The 25,316-nt window shown below is 36.3% G+C and carries 28 protein-coding genes, 1 other RNA gene and 1 riboswitch; of the genes, 7 read left to right on the top strand and 22 right to left on the bottom strand.

Annotated features, from left to right (window positions below; translation table 11 throughout):
• Nucleotides 1-48 precede the first annotated feature (48 nt).
• Nucleotides 49-150: riboswitch (purine riboswitch) on the bottom strand.
• 148 nt (nt 151-298) lie between these two features.
• From ACFFIX_RS09385 to ACFFIX_RS09335, 11 genes are all read right to left on the bottom strand, one after another.
• Nucleotides 299-1,810: a carboxypeptidase M32 gene (locus ACFFIX_RS09385; protein WP_378932951.1), complete on the bottom strand. Its 1,512-nt coding sequence runs from the start codon at nt 1,808-1,810 to the stop codon at nt 299-301.
• Between the two features lie 96 nt (nt 1,811-1,906).
• Nucleotides 1,907-3,841: an ATP-dependent DNA helicase gene (locus tag ACFFIX_RS09380; protein ID WP_378932948.1), complete on the bottom strand. Its 1,935-nt coding sequence runs from the start codon at nt 3,839-3,841 to the stop codon at nt 1,907-1,909.
• Between the two features lie 123 nt (nt 3,842-3,964).
• Nucleotides 3,965-4,159: a hypothetical protein gene (locus tag ACFFIX_RS09375; protein ID WP_378932945.1), complete on the bottom strand. Its 195-nt coding sequence runs from the start codon at nt 4,157-4,159 to the stop codon at nt 3,965-3,967.
• 141 nt (nt 4,160-4,300) lie between these two features.
• The gene (locus ACFFIX_RS09370) at nt 4,301-5,443 is read right to left on the bottom strand and encodes a THUMP domain-containing class I SAM-dependent RNA methyltransferase (RefSeq protein ID WP_378932942.1); all 1,143 of its coding nucleotides are present in this window, start codon (nt 5,441-5,443) and stop codon (nt 4,301-4,303) included.
• Between the two features lie 172 nt (nt 5,444-5,615).
• Nucleotides 5,616-6,004: RNase P RNA component class B (gene rnpB / locus ACFFIX_RS09365), an RNA gene on the bottom strand.
• A gap of 70 nt (nt 6,005-6,074) precedes the next feature.
• The gene (gpsB, locus tag ACFFIX_RS09360) at nt 6,075-6,374 is read right to left on the bottom strand and encodes a cell division regulator GpsB (RefSeq protein ID WP_378932939.1); all 300 of its coding nucleotides are present in this window, start codon (nt 6,372-6,374) and stop codon (nt 6,075-6,077) included.
• Nucleotides 6,375-6,416: 42 nt separating this feature from the next.
• Nucleotides 6,417-6,989, bottom strand: a complete 573-nt coding sequence (locus tag ACFFIX_RS09355; RefSeq protein WP_378932936.1) for an SLOG family protein — start codon at nt 6,987-6,989, stop codon at nt 6,417-6,419.
• Between the two features lie 147 nt (nt 6,990-7,136).
• The gene (locus ACFFIX_RS09350) at nt 7,137-7,454 is read right to left on the bottom strand and encodes a CotD family spore coat protein (protein WP_378932933.1); all 318 of its coding nucleotides are present in this window, start codon (nt 7,452-7,454) and stop codon (nt 7,137-7,139) included.
• Nucleotides 7,455-7,790: 336 nt separating this feature from the next.
• Nucleotides 7,791-9,038, bottom strand: coding sequence for a ribonuclease H-like domain-containing protein (locus ACFFIX_RS09345; protein ID WP_378932930.1), 1,248 nt, complete (start codon nt 9,036-9,038; stop codon nt 7,791-7,793).
• Entirely contained in the window at nt 9,017-11,314 is a 2,298-nt protein-coding gene (locus ACFFIX_RS09340) for a DEAD/DEAH box helicase (protein WP_378932927.1), read from the bottom strand. Before ACFFIX_RS09340 ends, ACFFIX_RS09345 begins: the two co-directional genes overlap by 22 nt.
• 121 nt (nt 11,315-11,435) lie before the next feature.
• Complete coding sequence (locus ACFFIX_RS09335) at nt 11,436-11,936, bottom strand: PTS sugar transporter subunit IIA (protein WP_378932924.1); 501 nt, start codon at nt 11,934-11,936, stop codon at nt 11,436-11,438.
• A gap of 332 nt (nt 11,937-12,268) precedes the next feature.
• Between ACFFIX_RS09335 and ACFFIX_RS09330 the strand changes: the two genes are divergently transcribed.
• From ACFFIX_RS09330 to ACFFIX_RS09320, 3 genes are read left to right on the top strand one after another with little or no spacing between them, the layout of a single operon-like run.
• Nucleotides 12,269-12,451, top strand: a complete 183-nt coding sequence (locus tag ACFFIX_RS09330; protein WP_378932921.1) for a hypothetical protein — start codon at nt 12,269-12,271, stop codon at nt 12,449-12,451.
• A gap of 6 nt (nt 12,452-12,457) precedes the next feature.
• Nucleotides 12,458-12,709, top strand: a complete 252-nt coding sequence (locus ACFFIX_RS09325) for a sigma-G-dependent sporulation-specific acid-soluble spore protein CsgA (protein ID WP_378932918.1) — start codon at nt 12,458-12,460, stop codon at nt 12,707-12,709.
• A gap of 12 nt (nt 12,710-12,721) precedes the next feature.
• Nucleotides 12,722-12,859, top strand: a complete 138-nt coding sequence (locus ACFFIX_RS09320) for a hypothetical protein (RefSeq protein ID WP_378932916.1) — start codon at nt 12,722-12,724, stop codon at nt 12,857-12,859.
• Nucleotides 12,860-12,869: 10 nt separating this feature from the next.
• Here ACFFIX_RS09320 and ACFFIX_RS09315 read toward each other — a convergent pair whose 3' ends face one another.
• A complete protein-coding gene (locus tag ACFFIX_RS09315; RefSeq protein WP_378932914.1) occupies nt 12,870-13,190 on the bottom strand; it encodes a phage holin family protein in 321 nt (106 codons plus the stop codon).
• Between the two features lie 17 nt (nt 13,191-13,207).
• A complete protein-coding gene (locus ACFFIX_RS09310; protein WP_378932911.1) occupies nt 13,208-13,663 on the bottom strand; it encodes a YppG family protein in 456 nt (151 codons plus the stop codon).
• Between the two features lie 185 nt (nt 13,664-13,848).
• Between ACFFIX_RS09310 and yppF the strand changes: the two genes are divergently transcribed.
• Together yppF and ACFFIX_RS09300 are read left to right on the top strand one after the other, a co-directional pair.
• Nucleotides 13,849-14,055 carry a YppF family protein gene (gene yppF / locus ACFFIX_RS09305; RefSeq protein WP_378932909.1) on the top strand — a complete coding sequence of 69 codons (207 nt, stop codon included), beginning with the start codon at nt 13,849-13,851 and terminating at the stop codon, nt 14,053-14,055.
• A gap of 68 nt (nt 14,056-14,123) precedes the next feature.
• Entirely contained in the window at nt 14,124-14,288 is a 165-nt protein-coding gene (locus tag ACFFIX_RS09300; protein WP_378932906.1) for a hypothetical protein, read from the top strand.
• Nucleotides 14,289-14,316: 28 nt separating this feature from the next.
• On the opposite strand, the gene ACFFIX_RS09295 is transcribed toward ACFFIX_RS09300, so the two are convergent.
• The 3 genes from ACFFIX_RS09295 to ACFFIX_RS09285 form a co-directional block, all read right to left on the bottom strand.
• Nucleotides 14,317-14,685, bottom strand: a complete 369-nt coding sequence (locus ACFFIX_RS09295) for a DUF1798 family protein (protein WP_378932904.1) — start codon at nt 14,683-14,685, stop codon at nt 14,317-14,319.
• A gap of 64 nt (nt 14,686-14,749) precedes the next feature.
• Nucleotides 14,750-15,016, bottom strand: a complete 267-nt coding sequence (locus tag ACFFIX_RS09290) for a hypothetical protein (RefSeq protein ID WP_378932901.1) — start codon at nt 15,014-15,016, stop codon at nt 14,750-14,752.
• Between the two features lie 334 nt (nt 15,017-15,350).
• On the bottom strand, nt 15,351-16,343 hold the full coding sequence (locus tag ACFFIX_RS09285) for a DUF2515 family protein (RefSeq protein WP_378932898.1): 993 nt from the start codon (nt 16,341-16,343) through the stop codon (nt 15,351-15,353).
• A 133-nt stretch (nt 16,344-16,476) separates the two neighbouring features.
• Between ACFFIX_RS09285 and recU the strand changes: the two genes are divergently transcribed.
• Nucleotides 16,477-17,070 carry a Holliday junction resolvase RecU gene (recU, locus tag ACFFIX_RS09280; protein ID WP_378933104.1) on the top strand — a complete coding sequence of 198 codons (594 nt, stop codon included), beginning with the start codon at nt 16,477-16,479 and terminating at the stop codon, nt 17,068-17,070.
• Between the two features lie 84 nt (nt 17,071-17,154).
• Nucleotides 17,155-19,797 carry a PBP1A family penicillin-binding protein gene (locus ACFFIX_RS09275; protein WP_378932896.1) on the top strand — a complete coding sequence of 881 codons (2,643 nt, stop codon included), beginning with the start codon at nt 17,155-17,157 and terminating at the stop codon, nt 19,795-19,797.
• Between the two features lie 73 nt (nt 19,798-19,870).
• Here ACFFIX_RS09275 and ACFFIX_RS09270 read toward each other — a convergent pair whose 3' ends face one another.
• The 6 genes from ACFFIX_RS09270 to ACFFIX_RS09245 form a co-directional block, all read right to left on the bottom strand.
• On the bottom strand, nt 19,871-20,419 hold the full coding sequence (locus tag ACFFIX_RS09270) for a YpoC family protein (RefSeq protein ID WP_378932894.1): 549 nt from the start codon (nt 20,417-20,419) through the stop codon (nt 19,871-19,873).
• Nucleotides 20,409-21,074, bottom strand: coding sequence for an endonuclease III (gene nth / locus ACFFIX_RS09265; protein ID WP_378932891.1), 666 nt, complete (start codon nt 21,072-21,074; stop codon nt 20,409-20,411). Before nth ends, ACFFIX_RS09270 begins: the two co-directional genes overlap by 11 nt.
• Before the next feature lie 57 nt (nt 21,075-21,131).
• On the bottom strand, nt 21,132-21,830 hold the full coding sequence (locus tag ACFFIX_RS09260; RefSeq protein ID WP_378932888.1) for a DnaD domain protein: 699 nt from the start codon (nt 21,828-21,830) through the stop codon (nt 21,132-21,134).
• Nucleotides 21,831-22,009: 179 nt separating this feature from the next.
• Nucleotides 22,010-23,302: an asparagine--tRNA ligase gene (asnS, locus tag ACFFIX_RS09255; RefSeq protein ID WP_378932885.1), complete on the bottom strand. Its 1,293-nt coding sequence runs from the start codon at nt 23,300-23,302 to the stop codon at nt 22,010-22,012.
• A gap of 324 nt (nt 23,303-23,626) precedes the next feature.
• Complete coding sequence (locus tag ACFFIX_RS09250) at nt 23,627-24,811, bottom strand: pyridoxal phosphate-dependent aminotransferase (protein ID WP_378932883.1); 1,185 nt, start codon at nt 24,809-24,811, stop codon at nt 23,627-23,629.
• A gap of 11 nt (nt 24,812-24,822) precedes the next feature.
• Entirely contained in the window at nt 24,823-25,311 is a 489-nt protein-coding gene (locus ACFFIX_RS09245; RefSeq protein WP_378932880.1) for a cell wall elongation regulator TseB-like domain-containing protein, read from the bottom strand.
• Nucleotides 25,312-25,316 lie beyond the last annotated feature (5 nt).

Raw genomic sequence — 25,316 nt, 5'->3', positions numbered from 1 at the left:
TTAAAAACCAAATAGGCAATCTTAAAATTAAAATACTCCTAAATAGGTTAGCAACAGATCTTCACTCATAGTCAAGTCATTTACGGTAACTCGGTAGAAACTTGTAGGCCATATCCCCACGATTATATGAGTGCATATTTAATTTAATAGAATTATAGCAAGAGAAACTGACTCTGAAAAGGGGAAATCTAAATTAACACGAATTATTTTAATTTCCAAATAAAGAAATGTTCGCTTTTTACTTCAACTTTCTTTTTTTTAAAAAAGAAAAGAAGCAGATATTATCTGCTTCCTCCCTTTATAATTTATAAATTCGTCGGTACTTTTCTTCTAGATAATTAATCAAGTAGCTTGCATTCAAGCCTTCACCTGTTACATCCGTTAATATTTCTAAAGGCTTTTTCATTTTCCCATACTGATGTACATTGGAGGTTAACCAAGACTTAATCGATTCAAAATCACCTGTTTTGACTAGCTCGTCGTAGTTAGGTAAATCTTTCAACATCGCTTGATGAAGTTGTGCAGCATACATATACCCTAGAGCATAGGAAGGGAAGTATCCAAAGCTGCCGCCAGACCAGTGCACATCCTGAAGGACACCTTGTGCATCATTGGGTGGAGTCACACCCAAGTACTCCTGATACTTTTCATTCCAAACCTGTGGTAGATCTTCCACTTCTATTTCATCATTGAATAATGCTTTCTCAATTTCATATCGAACCATAACATGTAAAGCATAAGTTAATTCGTCAGATTCTATACGGATCAAGGAAGGTTTTGATTCATTGATTGCACGATAAAAATCTTCTAAAGAGATATTTTTGAATTGCTCTGGGGCATATTCATTTAATTTTTCATAGTAGCGCTCCCAGAACCCGACATTTCGACCAATGAAGTTTTCATAAAACAACGATTGTGATTCGTGAATACCCATTGAAGTTCCTGTACATAGCAAAGTGCCTTCTAAGTCTTCAGAAATATTTTGTTCATATACAGCATGACCACACTCATGAATCGTCCCAAAAACGGCGGTACGGAAGTCTTTTTCATCATACTTTGTCGTAACACGAACATCACCACGGTTTATTCCGATTGCAAATGGGTGAACGGTTTCATCTAAACGACCAGCTTCAAAATCATAGCCTATTTCAGTTAACAGAAATTCACTCAATTGACGTTGCTTTTCTTTAGGAAACGCTTTAAATAAAAAGTCTGTTTCAGGTTTATTAGTTGAAGCATTAATTTCTTGTACTAAAGGAACAACATGATCACGAACTTGTTTAAAAACCTTATCTAGAATCTCAACCGTCATTCCTGGTTCATACTCTTCTAATAATGTATTATATTTATTTCCTTCGTAACCCCAATAACCAATTAACTTTTTATTAAATTCTACAATTTTCTTTAGATATGGAGCAAACAATTGAAAATCAGAGGTATTTTTTGCTTCTTCCCATACAGATTCTGCTTTTGTTTGGAGAATAACGTATTCTTTATATTCCTCTGGAGGAATTACTTTGTTTTTTTTGTATTCCTTGTTCATTAGCTCTAATGATTTTTGTGTAATAGCCGAAAGCTTGCTGTACGTGTTTTCTTCAGATAAAACGGTTATGTATTCCTTCATTTTGTCTGAAACAAGCATTTGGAAGACTTCAGTAGATAATATTCCAATTGTTTGAGATCGTTGTTCAACTGCTTTTTTGGGAGCTCCTGTGCGTAAATCCCAAAACATTAAACTTATCGCTTCATTATAACTTTTCATCTTTTTAATATAGTCCATAAATTCTTTTTCTATCGTTTCATGAGACATATTGACCCTCCCAAAATTGATTTTTTTAAAATTATCACTATTTTAAGAGTAATGGAATTCCTTACCACTTGTCAAAGAAAAAAACCTAGTAGGATTTTATCCTTGACTAGGTTCAGTAGGTAATGCTTGGTTAATTTTAGCGAGAATGTTTTCTTCATCTTCTGACATAAAAATCGTAACAGAGCCTTTGTCACTACTTGTCCGAATTAAACGGCCGATTCCTTGTTTTAACCTTAAAATCATATAAGGTAAATCTACTTCTGTAAAAGCGTCGTTGACATTGTTTCGTTTTGCTTCAAAGACTGGATCATCAGGAGGATATGGCAATGACCAAATTATCACATTTGATAAAGAAGGACCTGGAATGTCTAAGCCTTCCCATAGATGGACTGCACATAACACGGATTCCTCAGTTCGTTGAAATTCCTCAACAATCACGCTTATTTCTCTATCTCCTTCAAACAACATAGGAAATGAAAGCTTGGTTTCTGCAACTTTTCCTTTAAACCATTTTAGATCTTTAACGGTAGAGAATAAAAGTAAAGCACGTCCACCTGACTCCGCTAATGATTTTAGGACGATTTCATACTTATTGTTATTTTGTTGTTCATCATTCGGAATTTTCGTGAGGTTCAGCTTCATTTGTTCTTCATAATCAAAAGGCGATGTTACTGATAATGATAGATATTCTTCGATACCTAAACTCTTTGAAATATAGTCAAACGACTCATTTTCTGAGAGGGTAGCTGAAGAAAAAACAAATGGTGCTTTTTGGGAGAAAACTTTTTCCTTTAAAACTTCTTCAACCGTTCTTGGCATTATGACCAATGTATAGGATCCTTCTTGTTCTTCAATCCAATTGACCGCATTGTTGGTGCCGTTAAACAGAGACAACGAATACTCCATCTGATCAATATATTCTTCTACAATTTTAAGTTCATATTCACCAATAGTATAAAGTTCACTCTCAAAAACAAGGGCTTCACTAACTTCTGACAGTTTTTGTTGAAGCTCTTTTCCTTGTTTTTTTAACTTCTCGGTTGCAGTAATTTTATGACGATTCGATCCATCAATACTTGTAGAGCAATCTGCAAGTGTATAATAAAATTCATCATTAATTGCTAGAGAATCTTCAACAAGATACGCAAATTCTTCCCGAATGTCATTTTGAAGTATACGCTCTAAAAAAGCTTGTAAAGAGCTTTGTCTCACACGATAGGTGAGTGCTTTTTGTGCAGCAAATTCTAGTAAATGACCTTCATCGAATACAACACTGCTGTATTCTGGTAATAAGGGCATTTGACCTTCCCTTTTTCGCGAATCAAATGTCCAAACATGTTCCATGAAAAAATCATGAGAGCATACAATTAAATCTGCAGCGCGACGATAATGATCTCGTGACAGAGTTAACCCACATCGATGACGCTGATCACATGACGAACAGTCCTGAAATGAGTCCCAGCCAATTTTCACCCATTCATCGTCTGAGAGATGTGAATACTCTTTTCGATCTCCATATGCAGTAAACCGTTGCATACCGGACTGTTCGTGGACAAAGTCCGGGAGAGACTCATATAAGTTGAGATACTTTTCTTCTCCGCCCTTTTGAATCGTGGAATCTAACTTTTTCAAACAAAGGTATTCACTATGGGATTTACTTAAGCGAACATCTATAGATAAGTCTAAAAGCTTTGTAAGTTTAGAAATATCTCCTTCTTGCTTTACAAGTTGCTCAATTAACGTTTCATCAGCACAGGCTATAATTGCAGGCTTACCTGAGTATCGCGCATAACTTAACGCGTACAAAAGATAAACAATTGTCTTACCCGTACCAACACCGGCTTCAGCAAACATTACTTTTTTCTCTCGATACGCTCGTTCGAGCTGAAAAGCCATAAAGATTTGCTCATCTCGTAATTCAAAGCCTTTTTCAGGTAATATGTCGTAAAAAACATCACCAATCCAATTGTTTAAAGCTTGATAAAAACTTTCACTTTTTGATACAGTAAAAGGCAAACGTGACGCCACCATGTACGCTTCCTCCAGAATCTAAATTTCTCCTAAATTTTAATTATTTCATTTTGATGATTGAAAGTCAATTTTCTTTTAGAAAAATACAAAACAAAGAGCTTTCCATTAAGAAAGCTCAGCTTCTTACTGATTATCAAACAATGACTGTATCAGCAATTTATGATCAACCGAAGATGAATGCGCTAACGCTTTTATAAGATCTTCTTTTGCCATATCAATACGCTCTACAACATTGGATTCATACCCATTGTCAAGTAATGATTGATAGGTTGTATGCAACGCTTTGGAAATTAGCTGAAATTGGTCATCACCGAACAAAAGTGTCACTCCCTATGGCTAAATAGTTTAGATTCCGAGATTCTATTCTATGCCAAAATGACAACAAATATGCGGTGATTTTCATTCTTTAGAGGAAGCCAAGGGTAAAATATGAACCTGGTCCAAAAAATACCCTTTAAACTATTCGTTTCTTGGTGGTCTCTTTCCCCAGTATTGATAATAATCTGTGCGGATAAACCCATTAAACAGCTTGCGCTTCTTCGTTGCCGGTTTTCCATAGAGTTTTTCAAAATCAGGATGAGAGCTTAACATATATATGGACCATGTATCATATTTAGAAAAGGCTTGTCCCATTTCTTTGTACATGTTTTCGACTGCTCTTTTTTCTCCAAGTCTTTCTCCGTATGGTGGATTTCCTACAATAACCCCGTAATCTAGTTTTGTCGTAAAATCTCTCACTTGCATTTGTTTATACGTAATTAGGTCATTTAACCCAGCTTCTTCGGCATTTCCTTCAGCAACTCGAACCATTCGGTGATCTAAATCATGACCATAGATTTCAAGAGGTTGATTATAATTGGCTTTATCTTCTACTTCTTGCCGTGCTGAATTCCAAGTTTCTTTGCCAATCCAATGCCAATTTTCTGAAGCAAACTCGCGATTAAAGCCAGGAGCGATGTTCTGTCCAATAAGAGCTGCTTCCATTGGAATGGTTCCTGATCCACAGAACGGGTCTACAAACGGACGGTCGGGAGTCCAGTTAGTCAGTAATACCATTGCTGCAGCCAATGTTTCTTTAATAGGGGCTTCACCTTGCTCAGTTCGGAAACCTCGCTTATGTAAACCAGATCCACTTGTATCAATAGTAAGTGTAGCTTTATCTTTTAACAAAGCAATTTCAATACGATAAAAGGGGCCATCTTCTTCAAGCCAATCTGCCGTTTTCTTATAGTGTTTTTTTATGTTTTCAACAATCGCCTTTTTTACAATTCTTTGGCAATCAGGGACACTTGCTAATGTTGACTTGACCGATTTTCCGATAACGGGAAATTCTGCATTCTCAGGCAGATAATCCCCCCAGTTAAGTGCCTTCGTTTTTTCAAACAACTCATCAAAGGTCCTTGCTTGAAACTCACCAACTAAAATTTTTACACGATCAGCAGTTCGCAACCATAGATTACTTCTACAAATAGCTAGTTCATCAGCCTCAAATATGACTTTGCTGTTCTCAATCGTGCAATCATATCCAAGATCTTTTACTTCCTTACCGACTAACGCTTCCAAACCCATTGCAGCAGTCGCTATTAGTGTTACTTTTCCCAATCGATTTCACCTAACTTTCTTTCACTTCATTAATCAGCTTAATTCATAGTTTGTACAAGTTAACACGACTCTAACGGGAATATTCCCAAAATATAATTTTCCGTTATGTAAATGAAAAGCTCTCCTAAAAGATGGAGAGCTTGTGACTGTCATATTATACTGTTTAATAACGTTCTGTAAGCCATGTTTTGTTCCATCGTACTACAAGCGGCAAAGCCTCGTACTCAGGCGGTAATCATCTATCTACAGAAGAAAATTCTTCTGTCCTTCTCTTCGTTCAATTTCTCCAAGAAGGTGCCCCTACCATTATTTGGGTTTCTCGCTCGTGGGGTTTACCTCGTTCCACTCTTACAATTTCTTGTAAGACTCCGTCACTGTGGCACTTTCAAGGTATTAGAGCCATATCCTCTAAAAAGGACTTAGGCTGTTTCCCTGCCGTCAGCCATTAAAGCTGCCCTAGCTTATGACTTCGCTAGGCACGAACACTACGGGCATCTCAGCACCGTGCGAGCATGGACTTTCCTCTACAACCTTAAAAGATTGCAGCGATTACCTGAACGTTATTAATTTAACAGCGAGATTAAGTATAATAAAAATATGCAGGATTTGCAAGTGTTAAAAAAAGGAAGAATCAATCGTATAATTTACTTCCGAACACATGTTTCTCAAGATTCGATAAACGTTTAAGAATATCAAAGTTTGTTGTGTTTGTTTGAACAGGTTGTGGTTTTTTGTATGAGTCATCCAATTGCTTCTTTAAACGAAGATTCTCTTGGTATAATTCATCAATTTCTTGTTGAAATACTTCATAATCCTTTATTACTAAATCTAAAAACTTATCCACATCTTCTTGCTTGTAACCTCTCATACCAGACTTGAATTCTTTTTCTAATATTTCTTTGGCTGTTAATTTAATTTTATCTGAAAGCATATCTTTCACCTCATTATTGCAAAGTCAACAAATTATATTTTTTCAGAAATCTTGGTAATTGTCAATTTCTCTTTTTATATTTTCTTCTTCGACAATCAACTGAAGGTCATAAAAATCAATTAAAAACAAGGGGTACTCTTCTACTTCTTGTTTTTTTTGTGCAAGCTCAAACAGGTACTTGGGTGATCCGGGCTTTTCATTGTCATAAACCAACAAAAGCGCATCACTTTTGTCGAGAAAAAACTGATTTTTAAGTCTAAATTGCTGTGGGCTGTCATATTCTCGCCTCGTAATGCTGTCAACAAAATTTGCTTGCAAAAGAATGCTCTCATAAAACTCTTTATTGTCTTCCTTCCAATTACTTTCTTGATTTAAGAAAGGAGTGATAATACCTAACTTTACCTCTGGATAACTTATTTGTAAACTTAGAACAACTTCAGCTGCCCAAAGTTCAATCCCCAGCTGTCCACTAATGATTACCCATTCTAATCCATCGTTAAGTAAGCTAATTAACGATTTTTCAATTGCCTTTTTAATGAAAAAAACGCCCTCATCATCATTCTTAAAAATACCAAGTTCAAAAGGCTTATATCCTGAAATTGTTAGAACCTTCACTTGAACCACCTTTTATATGTAGAATACCTTGCCTCTATGGTTTGTGATACCGTTACCTTGGTAACCTTTTAAAGTATACATACTCATCCCTTAAGATATGAACATAAAATTTAAGAGGAGCTGAAAATCAGCTCCCGCAGCAAAAAATTAACGACCGAATGGGCCACCAAATCCCGGACGACCTCCAGGACCTGGGTATCCACCAGGAGCTCCACCAGCGAAGCCAGGGCCACCAGGACCTCCGAATCCAGGTCTTGGACCGTAAGCGTTAAATTGTTGGTTCGTCACTTCATTAACCACAGATTGTGTTTGAGGGAAATAATGTTGGTGTTTGAAATGTTCATGATTAACGATTGTTGTATGTTGCGGGTGAATGTGAGGTACAATTGTTTCTGAATAGTTGTTTTGAACACAACATTTAGTTGGATGGACGATAGGAGCCATCATTTTAGGTTTACAATGCATGTTATTTCTCCTTTCTTCATTTTATCTGTCTTACCTTAACAGCCTATGAAGAAAAGGGTATACATGTACTAATACAATAACCTATTTTTTAAAGAAATGCATAAAAGCTTTCCTTGAAATTTGAAAAAATAAACACAGTTAATACCAAGACGATAAAAAACAAGTAAAGAATTCCTTTGTACATCGATTTTTCTCCCCATTTCCTTGTGTGTACAATCACCTATTTTACATCGTTCTACAAAATTCTACAACGATTTCTTACTCTTTTGCGTTTATTTCATAAAATCGACATATTTTTGTAGAAATACCTCTGTTTTTGCGCTTGCCCGGGGAATATTAGCCAGAGATCTTTCGCATAATGCGATTGATTCGCTTACTAATTTCTAAGCTCTCTCTAGCAAGTTCCTCTTTAATCATTTGTTCTCGGCTTTTCAATGTTCTATTTGCTTCGTTTGCATAAAATAATGCTAAATCTAAACGTTTTTCTTTATGTTCATAAAACTTAGCTAACTCGATTTCACTTTGCGTTTTAATTTCCCCATGTGAAGATCCTGATAACTCTTTCCACAACGTTAATGCATGCACCCAATTTTTTTCTTTTTTCAAATGCAGTGCCATTGCATATTTTGCCTCGTGATCTTTTTTTGAGCCTTTTTCCGTTAACGCTTGATAGGTAGAAAATGCAGCCTTCTTTTCTCCTACGCTATCTAACCATTTCGCAACTTCAAACTGTTCCAAATCAGTTGCTCGCTCGCTCGTATGAAGAATTTTTAAAGAAAGATGAATATACAGTGTGATAAGAGAAAGTACATCAATTTCATTATGTTTCATCACACCGATGATAGAGTCAGGGCTTTGATGTTCAAGATAATGAAAATACAACATAGGCGCTAAATAACCTGGTATATCATTCTCGCGCTTTATATTTAAAATCTCTTTTTCAACTATAGCTAGCTTTACTGACTCCAATTGATTTTTCCATAGTCTTCTAGAAGCGTGAAATAAGTCGAAATGTCCGAAAGAAGGTAGTTTCGGGATTGAGTCACGAATTAATGTATGCCTAGTTTTTACTTGAGGCCAATCAAATGCTTTTCCGTTATAGGTCACAAGCGTTTTGCTGTTGATCCCATTTAGAAAGCTTTGATACAATGCTATCTCATTACCTGGCTCTGCTAGAAAGTGCTGTTTGATTACTACTTTGTCAGAAAACACTTGTGCCTGTCCAAGTAAGAAGATCGTGTTTCCAGCCCCTCCACCTAAACCTGTAGTCTCCGTATCAAAGAAAAATAGATCACTTGCTTTATGTCCTTTACAAGATAATGGGTGGTTGCTATCACTTTGATTCCACAGTTCAACAATTCGATGAAATTCTCCTAATTGATAGTGACCATGCAAAAACGAGAGTGGATAGACTACTTCTCTAACTAAACAATATTGAGAATCATACGTGTATTTTATCGTCTGATGTGCAGCCCATGAATCCAATAAAGGCTCTTTTTCGACATTTGCAGGCTCAGAAGGCCTTGAATATTGGTCATGGCTAACATGTTTTTTTAATCGGTTTAATTTTGACTTGATAGACATTCGCTTTCTTCCTTTAAGCTAGTAATTAATTTAAGAGTGTCTGTTTTTACATGTTCCGACATGCTTTCAGTTCCAACACACGATGGGCAACCTGATTGACATGGACACATTGAAATCATTTGATTTGCATCAGTTAGCACCGAATCCATTGTTTCAAATATTTTTTTAGACAATCCAACTCCACCTGGGTAGCGATCGTAAATAAAAATGGTAGGTTTGTCATTGTGGACCGCTTTAATTTGAGAAATAACATGTAAATCGGAAGGATCACACATCACTTTCAAAGGTGCAATATGCTGCAGGACATGGGCTGTACCTAATAAGGCTTCTTCCAAACGCTGTTTAGATACATCACTTGAGTTTGTATCATTTATACTGATCCAGGCAGCATTGGTATGCAACTCTTCCTCTGGTAAATGAATGGGTCCTGACCCAATGTTTTCATGTGTATCGAATTTAATTTTTTTAAAGATTGTTGCCATTGCTTGAACTGTTACATCACCAAATCCACATTCGACAATTTTTTGTTCGCGCAATTCGTCAATCTCCAATACTTTTAATTGAACAGCTAAATTTGCATCCGTAAAATAGTCTACATCTACCTCTCTTACAAATGCTTTTTTTTCTTCCCAATCGAGCTTTTCTACTTGAAATTGAATACCTTGATGTAAATATATTGCTTCATCATGTAACAATGTCATTGCGCTAAATCGATCCATTTCACCGATAACTTTTACTTGGGCTACGTCTGATTGATCAATGATGATGACATTTTCTTGTGAAGCAGAACGCAAGCTTATATTGTGGGCTGGAAAAGAATAATTCATCCAGTGATATTTGCCATGATTTTGGTACAAAACCTTTTCATCCGTTAGAAATTCAAGAATCTCATCTAATTCGATTCCATCGAATGTCTCTCCTTCTTTAAAAGGGAGTTCAAATGCGGCACATTTAACATGATCAACTAGAATAATTAAGTTTTCAGGGTTAATCATTGCAGTCTCTGGATTTTGGTGTAAAAAATAGTCTGGATTCTTAATAATATACTGATCCAATGGACTCGAGCTAGCAACCATAATAATAAGTGCTTCTCCTTGTCTTCTCCCAGCCCGACCTGCTTGCTGCCATGCACTCGCAATGGTCCCAGGGTATCCAGTCATAATGCAGACTTGAAGTTGTCCAATGTCAACGCCTAACTCTAAAGCATTTGTACTTACTACACCTAAAATTTCACCGCTCCGGAGCCCTTTTTCTATTTCTCTTCGTTGTTTAGGCAAGTAGCCTCCACGGTATCCTTTTATTGAGTGATTTTCTACATCTCGTTTGATGAGCTCTTGTAAATAGGTTAGGATAATCTCGACTCTAACCCTACTCCTAGCAAACACAATCGTTTGGATTTTATTTTTCAGAAATTGACTCGCTAGCTTTCGTACTTCCAAGGTTGCACTACGTCTTATATGTAAGGCTTTGTTTACAATAGGTGGATTGTAAAAAACAAAGTGCTTTTTACTTGAAGGAGCCCCATTTTTTGATAGTAGTTCCATAGTGGTACCTGTTAGGGTTTCGGCTAACTCTTTCGGATTTGCAATTGTTGCAGATGTGCAAATAAACTGAGGGTTACTTCCATAAAATTTACAAATTCTTTTCAAGCGTTTTATCACATTTGCAACATGGCTTCCAAAAACTCCTCTGTAAATATGAAGTTCATCAATGACAACATATTTTAAGTTTTCGAATAACGATACCCATTTTGTGTGATGTGGAAGAATCGCTGAGTGAAGCATATCAGGGTTCGTTATGACGATATGACCAACTTTTCTTACTTTTTGACGTATAGTAGGTGAGGTATCACCGTCATATGTATATGAATTAACTGGAACCCCCATCTCTGTAATGATTTCATTTAGCTCGCTCTTTTGATCTTGTGCTAATGCCTTGGTTGGGAATATATACAACGCCCTCGACGTTTCATCCTTTAAAATCTGTTGTAAAACGGGTAAATTATAGCAAAGTGTTTTTCCAGATGCTGTAGGTGTAACTGCAACAAAGCTTTTCTCCCCAGTCGCGGCCTGAAACGCATCATATTGGTGAGTGTATAATGAGGGAATTCCTCTGTTATCTAAGACGTTCCTTAATCGGAGATCTATTTCTTTTGGAAAAGCAACTGTTTCCCCTAACTTAGGTTGAATGGTGTGCCAATGGACGACTTGCTTTTGAAATTCTTTATCCTTACGTAGTGAATTAATAAGAGTTGGCAATGACTTTCTTACTTCCACTCTCGGTCACCTCAAATTCTAGATCTTATTTCTTTATAATAACGAATATACGTTCGGAAAGAAAGCAAAAAATTAAAAAAAGCAGAAAAAGTAGCTTCTGCTTTAGATCTAATGCTAATCGTTATTTAACTACAACTTGAAATATCCTAGAAGTACCTTTTTCGACATCCACAAGTGCTTCCTTCGTAAATGTTTGGACAATATCTCCATTTGTAATCACAATTGGGGATATTGTGCTGGCTGCTTTTTCTTTGATGAGGTCGAGATTACAGGTAAGGAGCGGATCTCCCACTTTTACTTTATCTCCTTCCTTTACATGCGCATCAAAGCCTTCACCATTCATTGAGACCGTTTCCAAGCCAATATGTAGTAAAATTTCCATTCCAGATTTTGATCGAATTCCAACTGCATGTTTAGTATGGAAAACTTGGATAATTTCACCATCAACTGGCGAAACGATTTCCCCATTAGTAGGCTCAATTGCCATCCCATCCCCCATCATCTTTTGAGAAAATACGGGATCAGGTACTTCGTCTATATTCATAAGCCTTCCACTTAGAGGGGCGTATATGATTTCTTCACTTACTTTATCTTCTTTTTTACCAAACAATTTTTTTAACATCTTTTTTCTCCTTCCAAACTTAATCTTGTTCAAAATTTACCCTACTTAAGGGATTTTAAACGTAAGAAGGATTTGTGGCAATTATTATTCATTGCTCTTCTTATTATTTTTAGTTCGATCTGTTTTAGAAGGTTTTCCGGTGAACTCTTTTCCAAACTCCATATTTGTTTTTTGTGGTTTATTAGGTTTCTTAGTCATTTTACATCCTCCCTTTCACTTTTTCTTATCCTGCACTTATCTATAAAAAAATATGTTGCTTCTATGCATCCATTTTTTTACGTGTAAGAAATAACTGTATTTTCTCCACACTAAACAATGGAGGTGTTATATAAGTGGAAAATAATCATAATTTGCCTGACTTTAAAGAAATGAGTGACCGAGTGATTGCTGACGCATCTGCTTCTCCTTCGCTTGTGATAAAAACAAATCTTGATACGACAGATACTGGCCAGCTTAATCCTTATGCAAGTAAGAATAAGGAATCCAAAGATTTTAAAAACTTTTTTAAGGAATGATTTGAAATGGATTTTACTTTAAGTTACCTAAGAGAAGCATTGTCAAACTATACGGACCGTAATGGAACGAGCCAAACTATTTATAAAAAGCTAGAAAGTGGGAATTTTTCATCTGAACGTGATTTTGTTTATCAATTGGATGAAGAAGAAATGAAATTTTTAAACGATGTTTTACCTGATGAGATTAAATATGCCTTTGAAGAGCAGGACTTCGTTCGAGGCAATCAACTAAATGAAGTGTATGAGTTACTTATCTAAAAGGAGATAGTGATGGCCAATTTTTCTACAAAAAAATACTCAAATACAAACAGTGATGATGTTAAGAGAGCCAACGCAAAGTCTGGTCTATCCTATAATGAAGTGAAGAATTTACTTGCTTTGGAGAATTTAAATAAAGAGCAAAAATGACCTCGATCGTTCATTTTTGCTCTTCTTTTCGGTGTTTTTTTGATTGATTTTGTTTCTTACTTGATGTGTTAAGTGACTCGAGTGATTGCTTAACCATTTGGTGAGTCGTTATCGCTGCACCCGCAGCAATTACTCCATTCGCAACGCCATTAACAGAAAATCCTAGTGTAAAGACACTTGCTATGATTCCGCAAAATAAAATAATCCAAATTATCATCCAATCTTCCACATTCGGTGTTTTCTTAAGTGCATAACCTAAAATCATTAATGCCGGCACGACAATAATGAGTTGTGGATTAACACTGACTTGATTGAATAGTTGATCAAGCATGACGAGTCCTCCAATCGTTACACTTTAAATATTGAGGTTACCCCTTTAAACAGGGATCCCATTTGATTAGCCGCACTCATCATCTGACCAGCTGTATCCATCATTTTATTAAAATCAAATTGTCCATCCTGCTTTTTAAATTGCCCAACTACCGTTTGGAATCCTGTTGTTGATTGTTTAAGTTGGGGCACCGGTTTAGGATACGGATTTGGATAAGGTATATAGTTCTGATAATATGATTGATTTGAATCAGGAGCAGTAAACTGCTGTTGTAAATTTGGTTGCTGATACATTTGTTGATATGGAAGATAATTTTGTTGCTGTTGATTCGTATTTTGATGATATAAAGGCATTGCATGATCGACTCCATACTGTGAATAAGATTGGTAGGGATGCGTAAAAGGATGTTGACTAGGTCTCCTACGTCGAGACCTTCCTCTTAAACTTTGACGTGTATGTCCATTGGAATTCACTTTTATAATCCTCCCCCTAGTTAGGTACACCTTTCATTTAATTTATGATTGTTTCGCCTATCCTGTGAATAAAGAAGCAGAGGGAATTTGTCATTTATTGTCGGAAGTCTCAATTTTTTAAAAATAATAAAACGCATACAACCCGTGGTAATATGAAGGAGAAGTTTTTACAAGGGGGATTAAAAATGGAAATGATGGCTCTAAAGGAAAAATTCTTACAGTTTAAAGACTATGAAGCGACAGATGCAAACGAACTACTGGATTTTACAAAGCTGTTGTATATGAATGGAGATTTGTCTATTTCTGAATTCCGTAAAATTGTAAAAAAGCTTGAAGAAGATGGCGCTTCAAACCCAGATCAGCTGCAAGTAACTTCGGGTAGTCATTCATAACATACATAACACATCTCTAAATGGTTCATATTAGATATTGAAGTTGAATCATGAGGAGGCATAGTAAAATGGGTAGAGGAAACAACTTTAATCATAAACAAAAAGGACATGAACCAACAAAGCCTAAAGTCGCTGCCAATGCTCCTGCTAAACATACAGCAGATGTTGAATACGCGATTGAAACTGTAGCTAAAGATGGAAATCGCCCTGTTACCATTAAGGTTGAAAAATAATTTAGATAATAAATAGGACCCTACTACGTTAAGTGAGGTCCTGTTTTTTATTAATTCCACTCACAATGCTTTCAATCACATACTGATTGGAGTGATGCATGTTTTTAAATCGCTGAACATTTGTATTTTTATAGTAAGACTGCAAGACAACTTGTTCGAAATTTTTAATCGTTGCATCTATTTGTGAAGGATGAATATATTTGGGTTTATTCTCGCGAATCCACCGGTCTGCTTGTACCTTCCACTCACTAGCAAGATCCATAATTAGTTCGAATGTTGGCTTGACCTCATCAAAAAATGAAACATCTTCTCGATTAAAGTCTGTTGAAAAACGCCTTAGGCATTCATCATTATGACGCAAAAGTTCCTCAGAACATGTAACAATATGACTTTCCATATTTTTTCACCTCTGCTGAACATCATATCAGAGCTTTTGAGAAATTTCACACTTTTCCTTATTTTTATTCCCCGATTGCCAAGAGAGTTTGAGAACTAGTTGTGTAATTCCCCTTTTTAAGCGTAACTGTATCTCTTTTATTTTCAGTTTGCAAGCATACAGAAAGGTCTTTTAGATGTTGGTCAATACTCTCAATTTGGTCAACAATTTGCTCTTCACCCTTTGATCTAGCATGAAGGCTTTTGTTAAATGTAGTTTCGAGAAATGAGAGCTCTTTTTCTAATTCCACTAATTTTTCAACAATCACTGACTTTTGAATAAGTTGGATCACATAAACTCCTCCCATCTAATACTGTAGATATTCTTTTTTTTCGGTCATTCACCTTCTCACTTGACAAAACTAGTTCTGATTCGTCAAAGAAAGTACAAACTATCTAAAATCAAACAATAACCGACAACTTCTAAGGCAGAACCGAATGTAAAACTGTTACTTTGCAAACACTATTATTAGGAGGTGTTATTATGGAAAAACAATCAAATAAAAAGCAACCAAAAGCGGAACAAGAAAAAAAGGGTGGGTTAGGTGATAAAAAGCTTGACGGACCAAATCGTCCATCAACCTAATTCTTTTGCAAGGACTTCGCTCCTTGCTTTTTTCTTCCCTTTTATTTATTTTTCCAATATTCTTCAATCGTTGTAAATAGATGTAATTGTTTTTTCTTTTGTTTATACCATTCTGTTATGTGATACGTATCTGGCTTCTTTTCTTTTCGAAACCATTTGGTTGTAGATTGACCATGAAACCAATCTCTTTGTACTTCGTCTAATAGATGTGTAACGATTGGATAGGTTGTTCTTAAAAAGGGGGTTTCTCTTTTACTCTTTTTGGGTATATATTGTTCGAAATCATACCGTGAGCCTGTATGTGTAATAATTCTTGAAAACAAGAGAAAGTCATCATAATATTCAGGATGAAAAAGTAACCATGCTAATCTTTTACCAAGTTGGATTCTTTTCGTAACGTTTTGAAAATCATAAACAGAAAAACCATACAATTCCCCCCTCATAGTAGGAAAGATGACGGTACTAAAGTGAAATTCATCTTGAAAAAAATAAGGGAAGGAATGAAAAACCTTTTTTATATAAAATTTGTTTTCAATTATCGGTTTTTGAATAACGTTTTGCTCATTTATAATTAAGGCAATCATTAATCTCTCTTTATCTTGGTATTCCCAAAAGTATTGCCATTCCTTAACCATAAATGTAGACACATGAAAGTGTATTAATAGGGAAAATAGAGGTTTGTTTTCCTTCTTTGATTGTTCATAGATTAATAATTGTGGGTAAGCATCAGCAAATATCCTCCAATTGGCTTTTTCATAAGTCATGAATAGTAAATGCCTCTTTTCGTTTGACAATGCCTTTCGAAACCAGGTACCTTGGAGGTCTGTCATACACCAGCCTGCATTACGAGAAACCATACTTGCGAGGAACGACCATTTGATTTCTAAGTTTCTTTCATAATAATTTTTATAAGCATATGTTCGAGAGATATTGTCGTAATTTCCTAACTGTGTCGTATTCTTTATATACGTGAGCAAATCTAAACTCTCAGCTTCAGGCTGCCATAACAAGTTTTTGGACTTACCATTATGCACAGAATCACCTCATTGTTTAGAGTCTCCCAAAGACTATTGAAGTACTCTGTAACAAAATCAAAACTTTTTAATCATTACTTTGTTGATTTTTTTGATATGATAGGTATTAGTTTCACTGAGGAGGGAAGAAATGATCTTTCGTTATCCCAACGGAAAGGCTTATCAACCAATAGCATCGACACAACAAAAAAAGCAACAATCCATTACATATAGCAATCGCGGTATGACATTAGAGGATGATTTAAATGAAACAAATCGCTATTATCTTGAAAATCAAGTAGCAGTTATTCATAAAAAACCAACGCCTGTACAAATTGTCAACGTGGATTACCCGAGGCGAAGTGCCGCTGTGATTAAAGAAGCCTATTTTAAGCAATCTTCAACAACCGATTATAACGGCATTTACAAAGGTCGATACATCGACTTTGAAGCAAAGGAAACCAAAAACAAAACTTCTTTTCCATTACAAAATTTTCATAAACATCAAATTCACCACATGAAAAGTGTCTTAAAACATGGTGGAATAAGCTTTGTAATACTATCTATGTTAAATGAATTTTATTACCTTGAAGCTGTTCATTTATTGGAGTTCTGGGACCGTAAAGAAACAGGTGGCCGAAAATCAATTTCCTATTCAGAGTTAGAATTAGTTGCACATAAAATCCCTCTTGGCTATCAGCCTCGGATTGATTATATTAAAATAATTGAAGAGCTTTTTTTCAGCTGAGCTGAAAAAGTGTACATTTGCTTTATACCCTGAGGAGATGCTTGCGTTCTCCATCAGTTAAAGTGATGAAAGGTTGGAATAAACATGTCAGATCAATATAAAAGTCGTGAGGAACGAAAAAAAGCACTAGCTGCCAATAAGCCTAAACGAAAGAAAAAACCGGATTCAAGTCCGTTATGGAAGAAAATTTTACTCGCTGTATTAGCAATTGGTGTCGTTGGTATGATTGCTGGTGGCGTAACATTTGCAGTATTAATTTCAGGTGCGCCTCCACTTGACGACAAGAAGCTGAAGGACTCTTTTTCATCAAAGATTTATGATGTGAATGGTGATGAGATTACCGAAGTAGGTCAGGAAAAACGAATCTATGTACCCTATGATGAAATACCAGAAGTACTCGAGCAGGCCGTATTGGCAACTGAGGATACGCGTTTTTATGAGCATAATGGCGTCGATTTTATCCGTATTGGTGGTGCCTTCATTGCAAACGTACAAGAAGGCTTTGGTGCCGAGGGTGGTAGTACAATTACTCAACAGGTTATAAAAAACTCTCTTCTTAGCACTGAAAAAACAATTACCCGTAAAGTACAAGAATTATGGTTGGCGTTTCAATTAGAACAAAAGTATTCAAAACAAGAAATCTTAGAAATGTATTTAAATAAAATATACTTCCCTGGTAATACCTATGGAGTAGCAAAAGCTGCTGAATCACTTTATGGAAAAGAAAATCTTAAAGAATTGGAACTACATGAGGCGGCAATGTTAGCTGGCTTACCACAAAGTCCTAATAACTATAACCCTAGAACGAATCCTGAATTAGCTGAAAAACGACGGAACACAGTCTTAAATCTAATGGCCAAAAACGGATTTATCACAACAGAGGAAGCGGAAGCAGCTAAGCAAACGTCTGTTACAGCTACCTTAGTGGAACCAAAAGAAAAAGCAAACCCATTTCATGCATTTGTAGAAGAAGTTATTGAAGAAGTCAAAGATAAGACGGATATTGATGTTGGATCAGCTGGTTTAGAAATTTATACAACACTTGATCCTGCAGCACAAGAGCATGTAGAAAATGTCTTAAACGGTGATTTAATTAGCTATCCTGATGAGAACTTCCAAGCTGGTGTAGCGCTTATTGATACAAAATCAGGTGAAATTCGTGCAATTGGCGGAGGAATTAACCAGCCAGTTGGTGGTTATAACTTTGCTACAGATAGTAGACGTCAGCCTGGTTCAGCAATTAAGCCTGTTCTCGATTATGGTCCAGCAATTGAACATCTGAAATGGTCCACTTTTCACCCAATTGTTGATGAACCTTATAATTACTCTGATACAGATAGTACGCCAATTCGAAACTATGATCGAAATTATAAAGGGCAAATGTCCATTCGAACAGCACTTGCAGATTCTAGAAACGTCCCTGCAGTTAAAGCTTTACAAGAAGTTGGGTTAGATAAAGCTCAGGCCTTTGCTCAAGGTCTTGGTATTCCATTAGAAAAAATCTACGAATCATATGCACTGGGAGGATTTGATTATGGAGTCTCCCCTCTTCAGATGGCAGGTGCATTTAGTGCATTCGGAAATAATGGGCTTTATATTGAGCCACATGCTGTAAAAAAAGTTGTATTAAGTGATGGGACCGAGGTCAACTTAGCGCCGGAAGCTGATGTGGCGATGAGTGATTATACGGCCTTCATGATTACGGATATGATGATTTCTGTCGTTCAATCCGGGACTGGAACTGCTGCTCAAGTACCTGGCGTAACGGTTGCAGGGAAAACAGGAACAACAAATTTCACTGCAGAAGATCAGCAAAAATACAACATCCCAAATGGTGCGGCCAAAGATAGCTGGTTTGTTGGCTATAATCCTAATTATACGGCTGCAGTTTGGACTGGGTATCCAACCATAAAAAAAGATGAGAAATCTTACTTAGAAGGAAGAGAAGAACAAGGTCTTTCACGAGCAATTTTTAAAGAAGTTTTTTCTGAAATTGCCAAGGGCGATAATTCTGATTTCAAGCAACCAAAAAGTGTTGTTCAAGTTGCTGTAGAAAAAGGGTCAAGTGAACCACTCAGATCAAGCAAGTTTACACCAAAGGATCAAATCGCTTATGAATATTTCGTTAAAGGAACAGAGCCTTCAAAAGAATCTAAGAAATATCAAAAGCTTGATAAACCAGGAAATCTACAAATTAATTATGATCAAGAAAGCAATGCCATTTCACTTAAGTGGAATTATAATAAGGAGCTACTCGAAAATATTTCTTTTGAGGTAAGTCAATCGATTGATGAAGGACCCTATCAGGTTATAACAAAATCAAAAGACCTGGCTCTTACGCTACCAGATGTAATACCAGGAGCTATATACAAGTTCCAAGTAATCGCTGTTAGTGATGAAGACGGGGAAAACCAAAGTGACCCTTCTGCCACTTTACTAGAAGTACCAGAAGCTATTGAGGAGGAAACTCCCGAACTCCCTGTACCTGGTGAAGGTGATGAGGAAGATAAGGATAAGGGTAAGGATAAGGGTAACGACGATAATGTAGAGGATGAGGAAGAAATTGATCCACTCGATCCACTCGATCCTCTCGATTCTGTTGACGATGATGAAGGCAATCAGAATGGTAACGGTAACGGTAACGGCAATGGAAATCGTGATGAAGATGAAGAAGACGATCAAAACGAGCCATCAGACGGTGGCGATGAGTCAGAGAATATCGAATAAAGGGATTTTTAAGAAGCGCTATAGTTTTCAAGTAAAATGTTTAAAACCCGAACATCATATGATGTTCGGGTTTTTAGTGCTTTTTTAAATTTGCAATGGCTGCTTGTTTGTAGAATAGCTTACTTATTTCTTCACCTAATTGCTGAAGTTGAATAAATGAATGGTATCGAGCTGGATTTTGAAGGATAAATAATAGTCTTTCCTCGCAGTTGACCGGCTTAAGTGTTAATTTTTTAAATCCTAAGTCTTCTCTATTTAAACTGTTGACGTGCTGTTTATTTATCCAGTATAAACCAAGTAAAAAAAATGAGATGGCTTGAATTATTTTATCTTTGTCATTTATCATTTTTTTACGTTTTAATAGGTGCTTTAAACCATCACTAACTCTGTTAAACTTTTCAAATACAATCGGTACATAAACTTCTGGTCTCTCCCAGGGCTTTTCTTTATCTAGAATTCCTGCCTCGAATCTCATGTCGAAGTAAAAAGGATCATTTAAAAGAATCGCTGAAATTGAATCTTCTGAAGGCTCTTCTTTCCATAGAGTCTCTCTTTCAAAAAAAGGTTCAAATCTGAATGCTGCGGGAATTTCATATGGAACTGTTTTTTGTTTATTTTCCATGTACCATATGTCCCTTCTTCATTCTTTTTTGGCCTTCTCTACATAGATGCAATAGCGGACAAACTTCACATTTTGGTGCTTGTGCTTTACAATGATACCTACCAAAAAAGATAAGCCGATGATGAGTGAGTGACCACTCGTCTTTTGGTATTTTTCGCATAAGTGTTTTTTCTACCTCTAAAACAGAATCCTTCCACTTACAAATTCCTAATCGTTTGCTCACTCTTTCAACATGAGTATCGACAGCAATTGCCGGAACTCCAAATGCCACAGATACGACTACGTTTGCTGTTTTCCTACCTACGCCAGCTAGTTTCGTTAGCTCTGAATGTTCTCTAGGAACATTGCCTCCATAGTCTGATAGCAATGTCACGCATAAACTTTGAATGTTTTTCGCTTTGTTTCGAAACAATCCAATTGATTTAATGTCAGTTTGTAGTTCTTCTTGTGACACTGCTAAATAGTCCTCAGGCGTTTTATATTTCTCAAACAAGGTTTTGGTTACTTTATTTACAAGTACATCCGTACATTGTGCTGAAAGTGCCACTGCAATGACTAACTCAAAAGGATTTGAATGTGTTAATTCACAATGTGCATCGGGAAACAACTCGCCCATTCTATCTAAAGTTTCTCGGATTTGAATTTTTGTTAGCATATTATCACCTATTTAGTATTATTTCTATCAAAAAAAAGAGAGTAAAAACTACTCTCCCTAACTTTCAAGCCAATTGTAAAACGGGACTTTTCTTTGATAATCTGTTTCGCTTTGTTCTTGAGAAGATCCGTTACCCTTTTGTTGTTGACGAAATTTTTTCGAATAATTTCGAGCTTGCTCAATTGTTCGGATTCCGTTCTTTCTCCACTCAAAAAGAATTCGATCAATGTACCTAAAGTTTAATTTGCCTGACATCACAGATTCTCTTAATGCAGCTTTAATAATAACAGGGTCATAGTCTTCCTGATCAATCCATATCGTTAAGGTTTCACATTCAAATGGAGATAATGGCCGACCAAATTCATTTTCAAAAACTGTATAAAGACTTTGCTCTTCTTCAAGGTTCTTCGTCTTTTTTTCATCTTGCATGAGAAAGGAATACAGTTTTTCCCATAGTGGTTTTAACGAATACATTTCATAAAGAATCGCATTCTGCTCTAGTTCTTCTATATGGAGAAAACCTCTTTGAAGTAGGCTGCGTAACACAGATGTACATGTTGATGTCGTAATCGACATATATTCGGATAGTTCAGTCGGAGTTGGAAAATGGTTCCCATTTTCTTTGAATTTCTTCACTTGTATCAAAACCATTAGCTCTTCTTCAGTAATGCCTAGCCTTGAATAATAATTAAGGAGTATACCTGGAATCGATACATTTCCACTTTCTTGTAAAAAAACAAATTGTTCTATATTCATCGAACACACCTCTAAACTAGTATAACATGAACACCATTTTCGATGTAATCATTCATTCAAAAGGATACTATTTCCTGATTCAAAAGCGTTGGAGCTGGTCTTGCGAAACGCTTACTGTGTCTTAGAATTATATAAATTCTGCTGATAGTAAAAAAAGCCTCCAAAGGAGACTTTTTTCATTAAGGGTAAAGTCTGTTCAATAAACGTGGAAATGGAATAGATTCGCGAACATGCTCTACTCCACTCATCCATGCAACAGTTCGTTCAAGGCCTAAACCGAAGCCTGAGTGTGGCACTGAACCATATTCACGTAATTGCACATACCATTTATATGCATCCATCTCTAAGCCATGCTCTTTCAGACGTTGTTTTAAAAGCTCGGCATCATGTATACGTTGTGAGCCTCCAATAATCTCTCCATAGCCCTCAGGAGCAATCAAGTCTGCACAAAGCACAACATCTTCACGTGTGGCATCTGGTTGCATGTAGAACGGCTTTAAGCTTGTTGGATAATGGGTAATAAATACCGGCTTATCGTAAGCTTCAGCAATTGCCGTCTCGTGTGGGGAACCGAAATCATCACCCCATTTGATTTCATCAAATCCCTTTTCATGTAGAAAAGAAATTGCATCATCATACGATATACGAGGAAAAGGAGCCTTGATTTTTTCAAGGACAGATGTATCTCTTCCTAATGTTTTTAATTCTAATGAGCAATTTTCGAGAACACTTTGTACGATGTAGGAAACGTATTGTTCCTGTACGTTTAAGTTATCTTCGAAATCATAGAACGCCATCTCTGGCTCGATCATCCAAAATTCGATTAAATGACGACGTGTCTTCGATTTTTCGGCTCGAAAGGTTGGACCAAAAGAAAAGACTTTTCCGAGTGCCATCGCAGCTGCTTCCATGTACAACTGTCCACTTTGTGAAAGATACGCATCTTCATCAAAATACTTTGTATGAAAAAGCTCAGATGTTCCTTCTGGTGCACTACCAGTTAAGATTGGAGGATCAACTTTTACGAAACCTTCTTTATTAAAAAATTCATATGTCGCACGAATGATTTCATTTCTAATTTTCATTACAGAATGCTGGCGTTTTGAACGCAACCATAAATGACGGTGGTCCATTAAGAACTCTGTGCCATGCTCTTTTGGCGTAATCGGATAATCGACAGACTCATGAATCACGTTTATATTTGTTACACCTAACTCATAACCAAATGGTGAGCGCTCGTCTTCTCGAACAATTCCTGAAACATATAACGAAGATTCTTGCGTAATCGACTTTGCTTTTTGAAAGATTTCTTCTTCAACTTCTGCTTTTACGACAACTCCTTGGATAAACCCTGTTCCATCTCTTAGTTGAAGAAAAGCAATCTTTCCACTTGAACGCTTATTAGCAATCCAAGCACCAATCGTTACTTCATGCCCAACAAACTTCCCTACTTCTGCAATCGTTGTTTTCACTTAATATTTCCCTCCAGAAACTTACACTGTGTCTAATTATGTAGATAAATTTTATTATACGTTTTTTAGGTTTGTGTATCAAGGACAAAAGCGCAAGCGCCTTGAACAGCCCCGACAAGCATAAGGCGATTCTAAATAGAAGGCGTTCTTTGCCTTCAATTTAGAATTGACTTATGACCTCGAGGGGCTAGGCGCTGGAGCTGGATTTAGAAACGCAGACTTAGTATCAAATTTTATACTTTCTTATATGTGAACAAAAGCGCGGGGCGCAATATCTATCATAAAAAAAACAAAAGTGAGAAAATCCACTTTTGTTTTTACCTGTTATTTTTTATGTTCAAGAACAAATTGGTGAATTCGTTCTATTGCTTCTTCAAGGGTAGGTAATGACGTTGCATAGGATAAACGAATATTATCATTCGTACCAAAGCCTGAACCTGGAACAACTGCTACTTTTGCTTTTTCTAGTAATGCAGTTGAGAAATCATCCACATTGTTGTAACCTGTGAGGATCGCTGCCTCTTTCACATTTGGAAAAAGGTAAAACGCACCTTGTGGCTTAATACAAGTAAAGCCTGGAATTCGGGTAAGCTTATCGTATACAATGTTCAAGCGTTCCTCAAATGCCACTCTCATCATTTCTACAGGCTCTTGTGTTTCATTATAAGCAGCAATTGAAGCAAATTGAGCAATAGATGTAGGGTTTGATGTACTATGACTTGCAAGATTTGTCATGGCTGAGATAATACTTTTATCTCCTGCAGCATAACCAATTCTCCAACCTGTCATCGAATGAGACTTCGAGACACCGTTAATAATAATTGTTTGAGCTTTTAATGCTGGTGAAAGCTCTGCAATTGATACATGTTGATTTCCATCATATAAAAGTTTTTCATAAATTTCATCTGATACAATTAAAATGCCCTGGTTTAAACATACTTCACCAAGTGCTAAAAGTTCGCTTTTTGAATAAATCATTCCCGTTGGATTACTTGGAGAGTTTAGAATGACTGCCTTTGTTTTTTCCGTAATTGATTGTTTTAGTTGCTCAGGAGTGATCTTATAGTCATTTTTTTCGAAGCCCTCGACATAAACTGGTACTCCACCTGCAAGTTTAACTTGTTCTGGATAACTAACCCAATAAGGTGTTGGGATAATTACTTCATCATTTTCATTTAATAGGACTTGAAAAAGTGTATAAAGGGCATGTTTAGCGCCTGAGCAGACGATAATTTCCTTTGGAGTATAATCAATGCCCTGGTCCCGTTTAAATTTTCCAATAATCGCTTCTTTTAATGAAGCTAGACCATCTGAAGGTGTATATTTTGTATGTCCTTCGTTCATGGCATTAACCGCAGCATCTAAAATATGTTGAGGCGTATTAAAGTCTGGTTCTCCCGCTCCTAAACCAATTACATCATGGCCTGCTGCTTTTAGTTCTTTTGCTTTTGCTGTGATTGCAAGAGTACTTGATGGAGTTAAGGCCTCGACTCTTTGTGCTAGTTTCACGTCAATTCCCCCTAATTCTGAATAGCCATATGTTTGTTGATTTCCCCGTCATAAAAATTGACATAGTCATATGTAAAACGACCCGCTTCATCAATATATTTTATTTCCCAAATAGGAATATTTTCATCCATCCCTAATTGAACACTTTTGATTTTTTCTGGGCTATATTGTTGTTGAACGGTTTTAAGTGCTTGCGCTTCGTTGATCCCATTTTTTTCCTTCTTGATCAGTACCTTTTCCCCGTCTTGTTGTGGAACCCACACATAAACCTTTTCGTTATTTTCATTTGTTCCAGTCACGATATGATATTGCAATGTTCCGTTAAACGTCTCAACTTTTTCAACAAGGGTTAAATTTCCACGTTTCTTTGCAAGTTCAGCAGATTTATTGTGACCTTCTGAGTATTGGCTTCTTGCTGTTTGATAGGTAGTTGTAAAAAACCAAATCACAATGATAAACAAAATACTCAAGGCTATTAGCCCTTTAACAGTTTTTCTCATCGTAA

Source organism: Metabacillus herbersteinensis (assembly GCF_042433335.1).
Lineage (GTDB): Bacteria > Bacillota > Bacilli > Bacillales > Bacillaceae > Metabacillus > Metabacillus herbersteinensis.
Note: the sequence above shows the minus strand (reverse complement) of the source record. Positions and strands in the feature narration are given on the sequence as shown.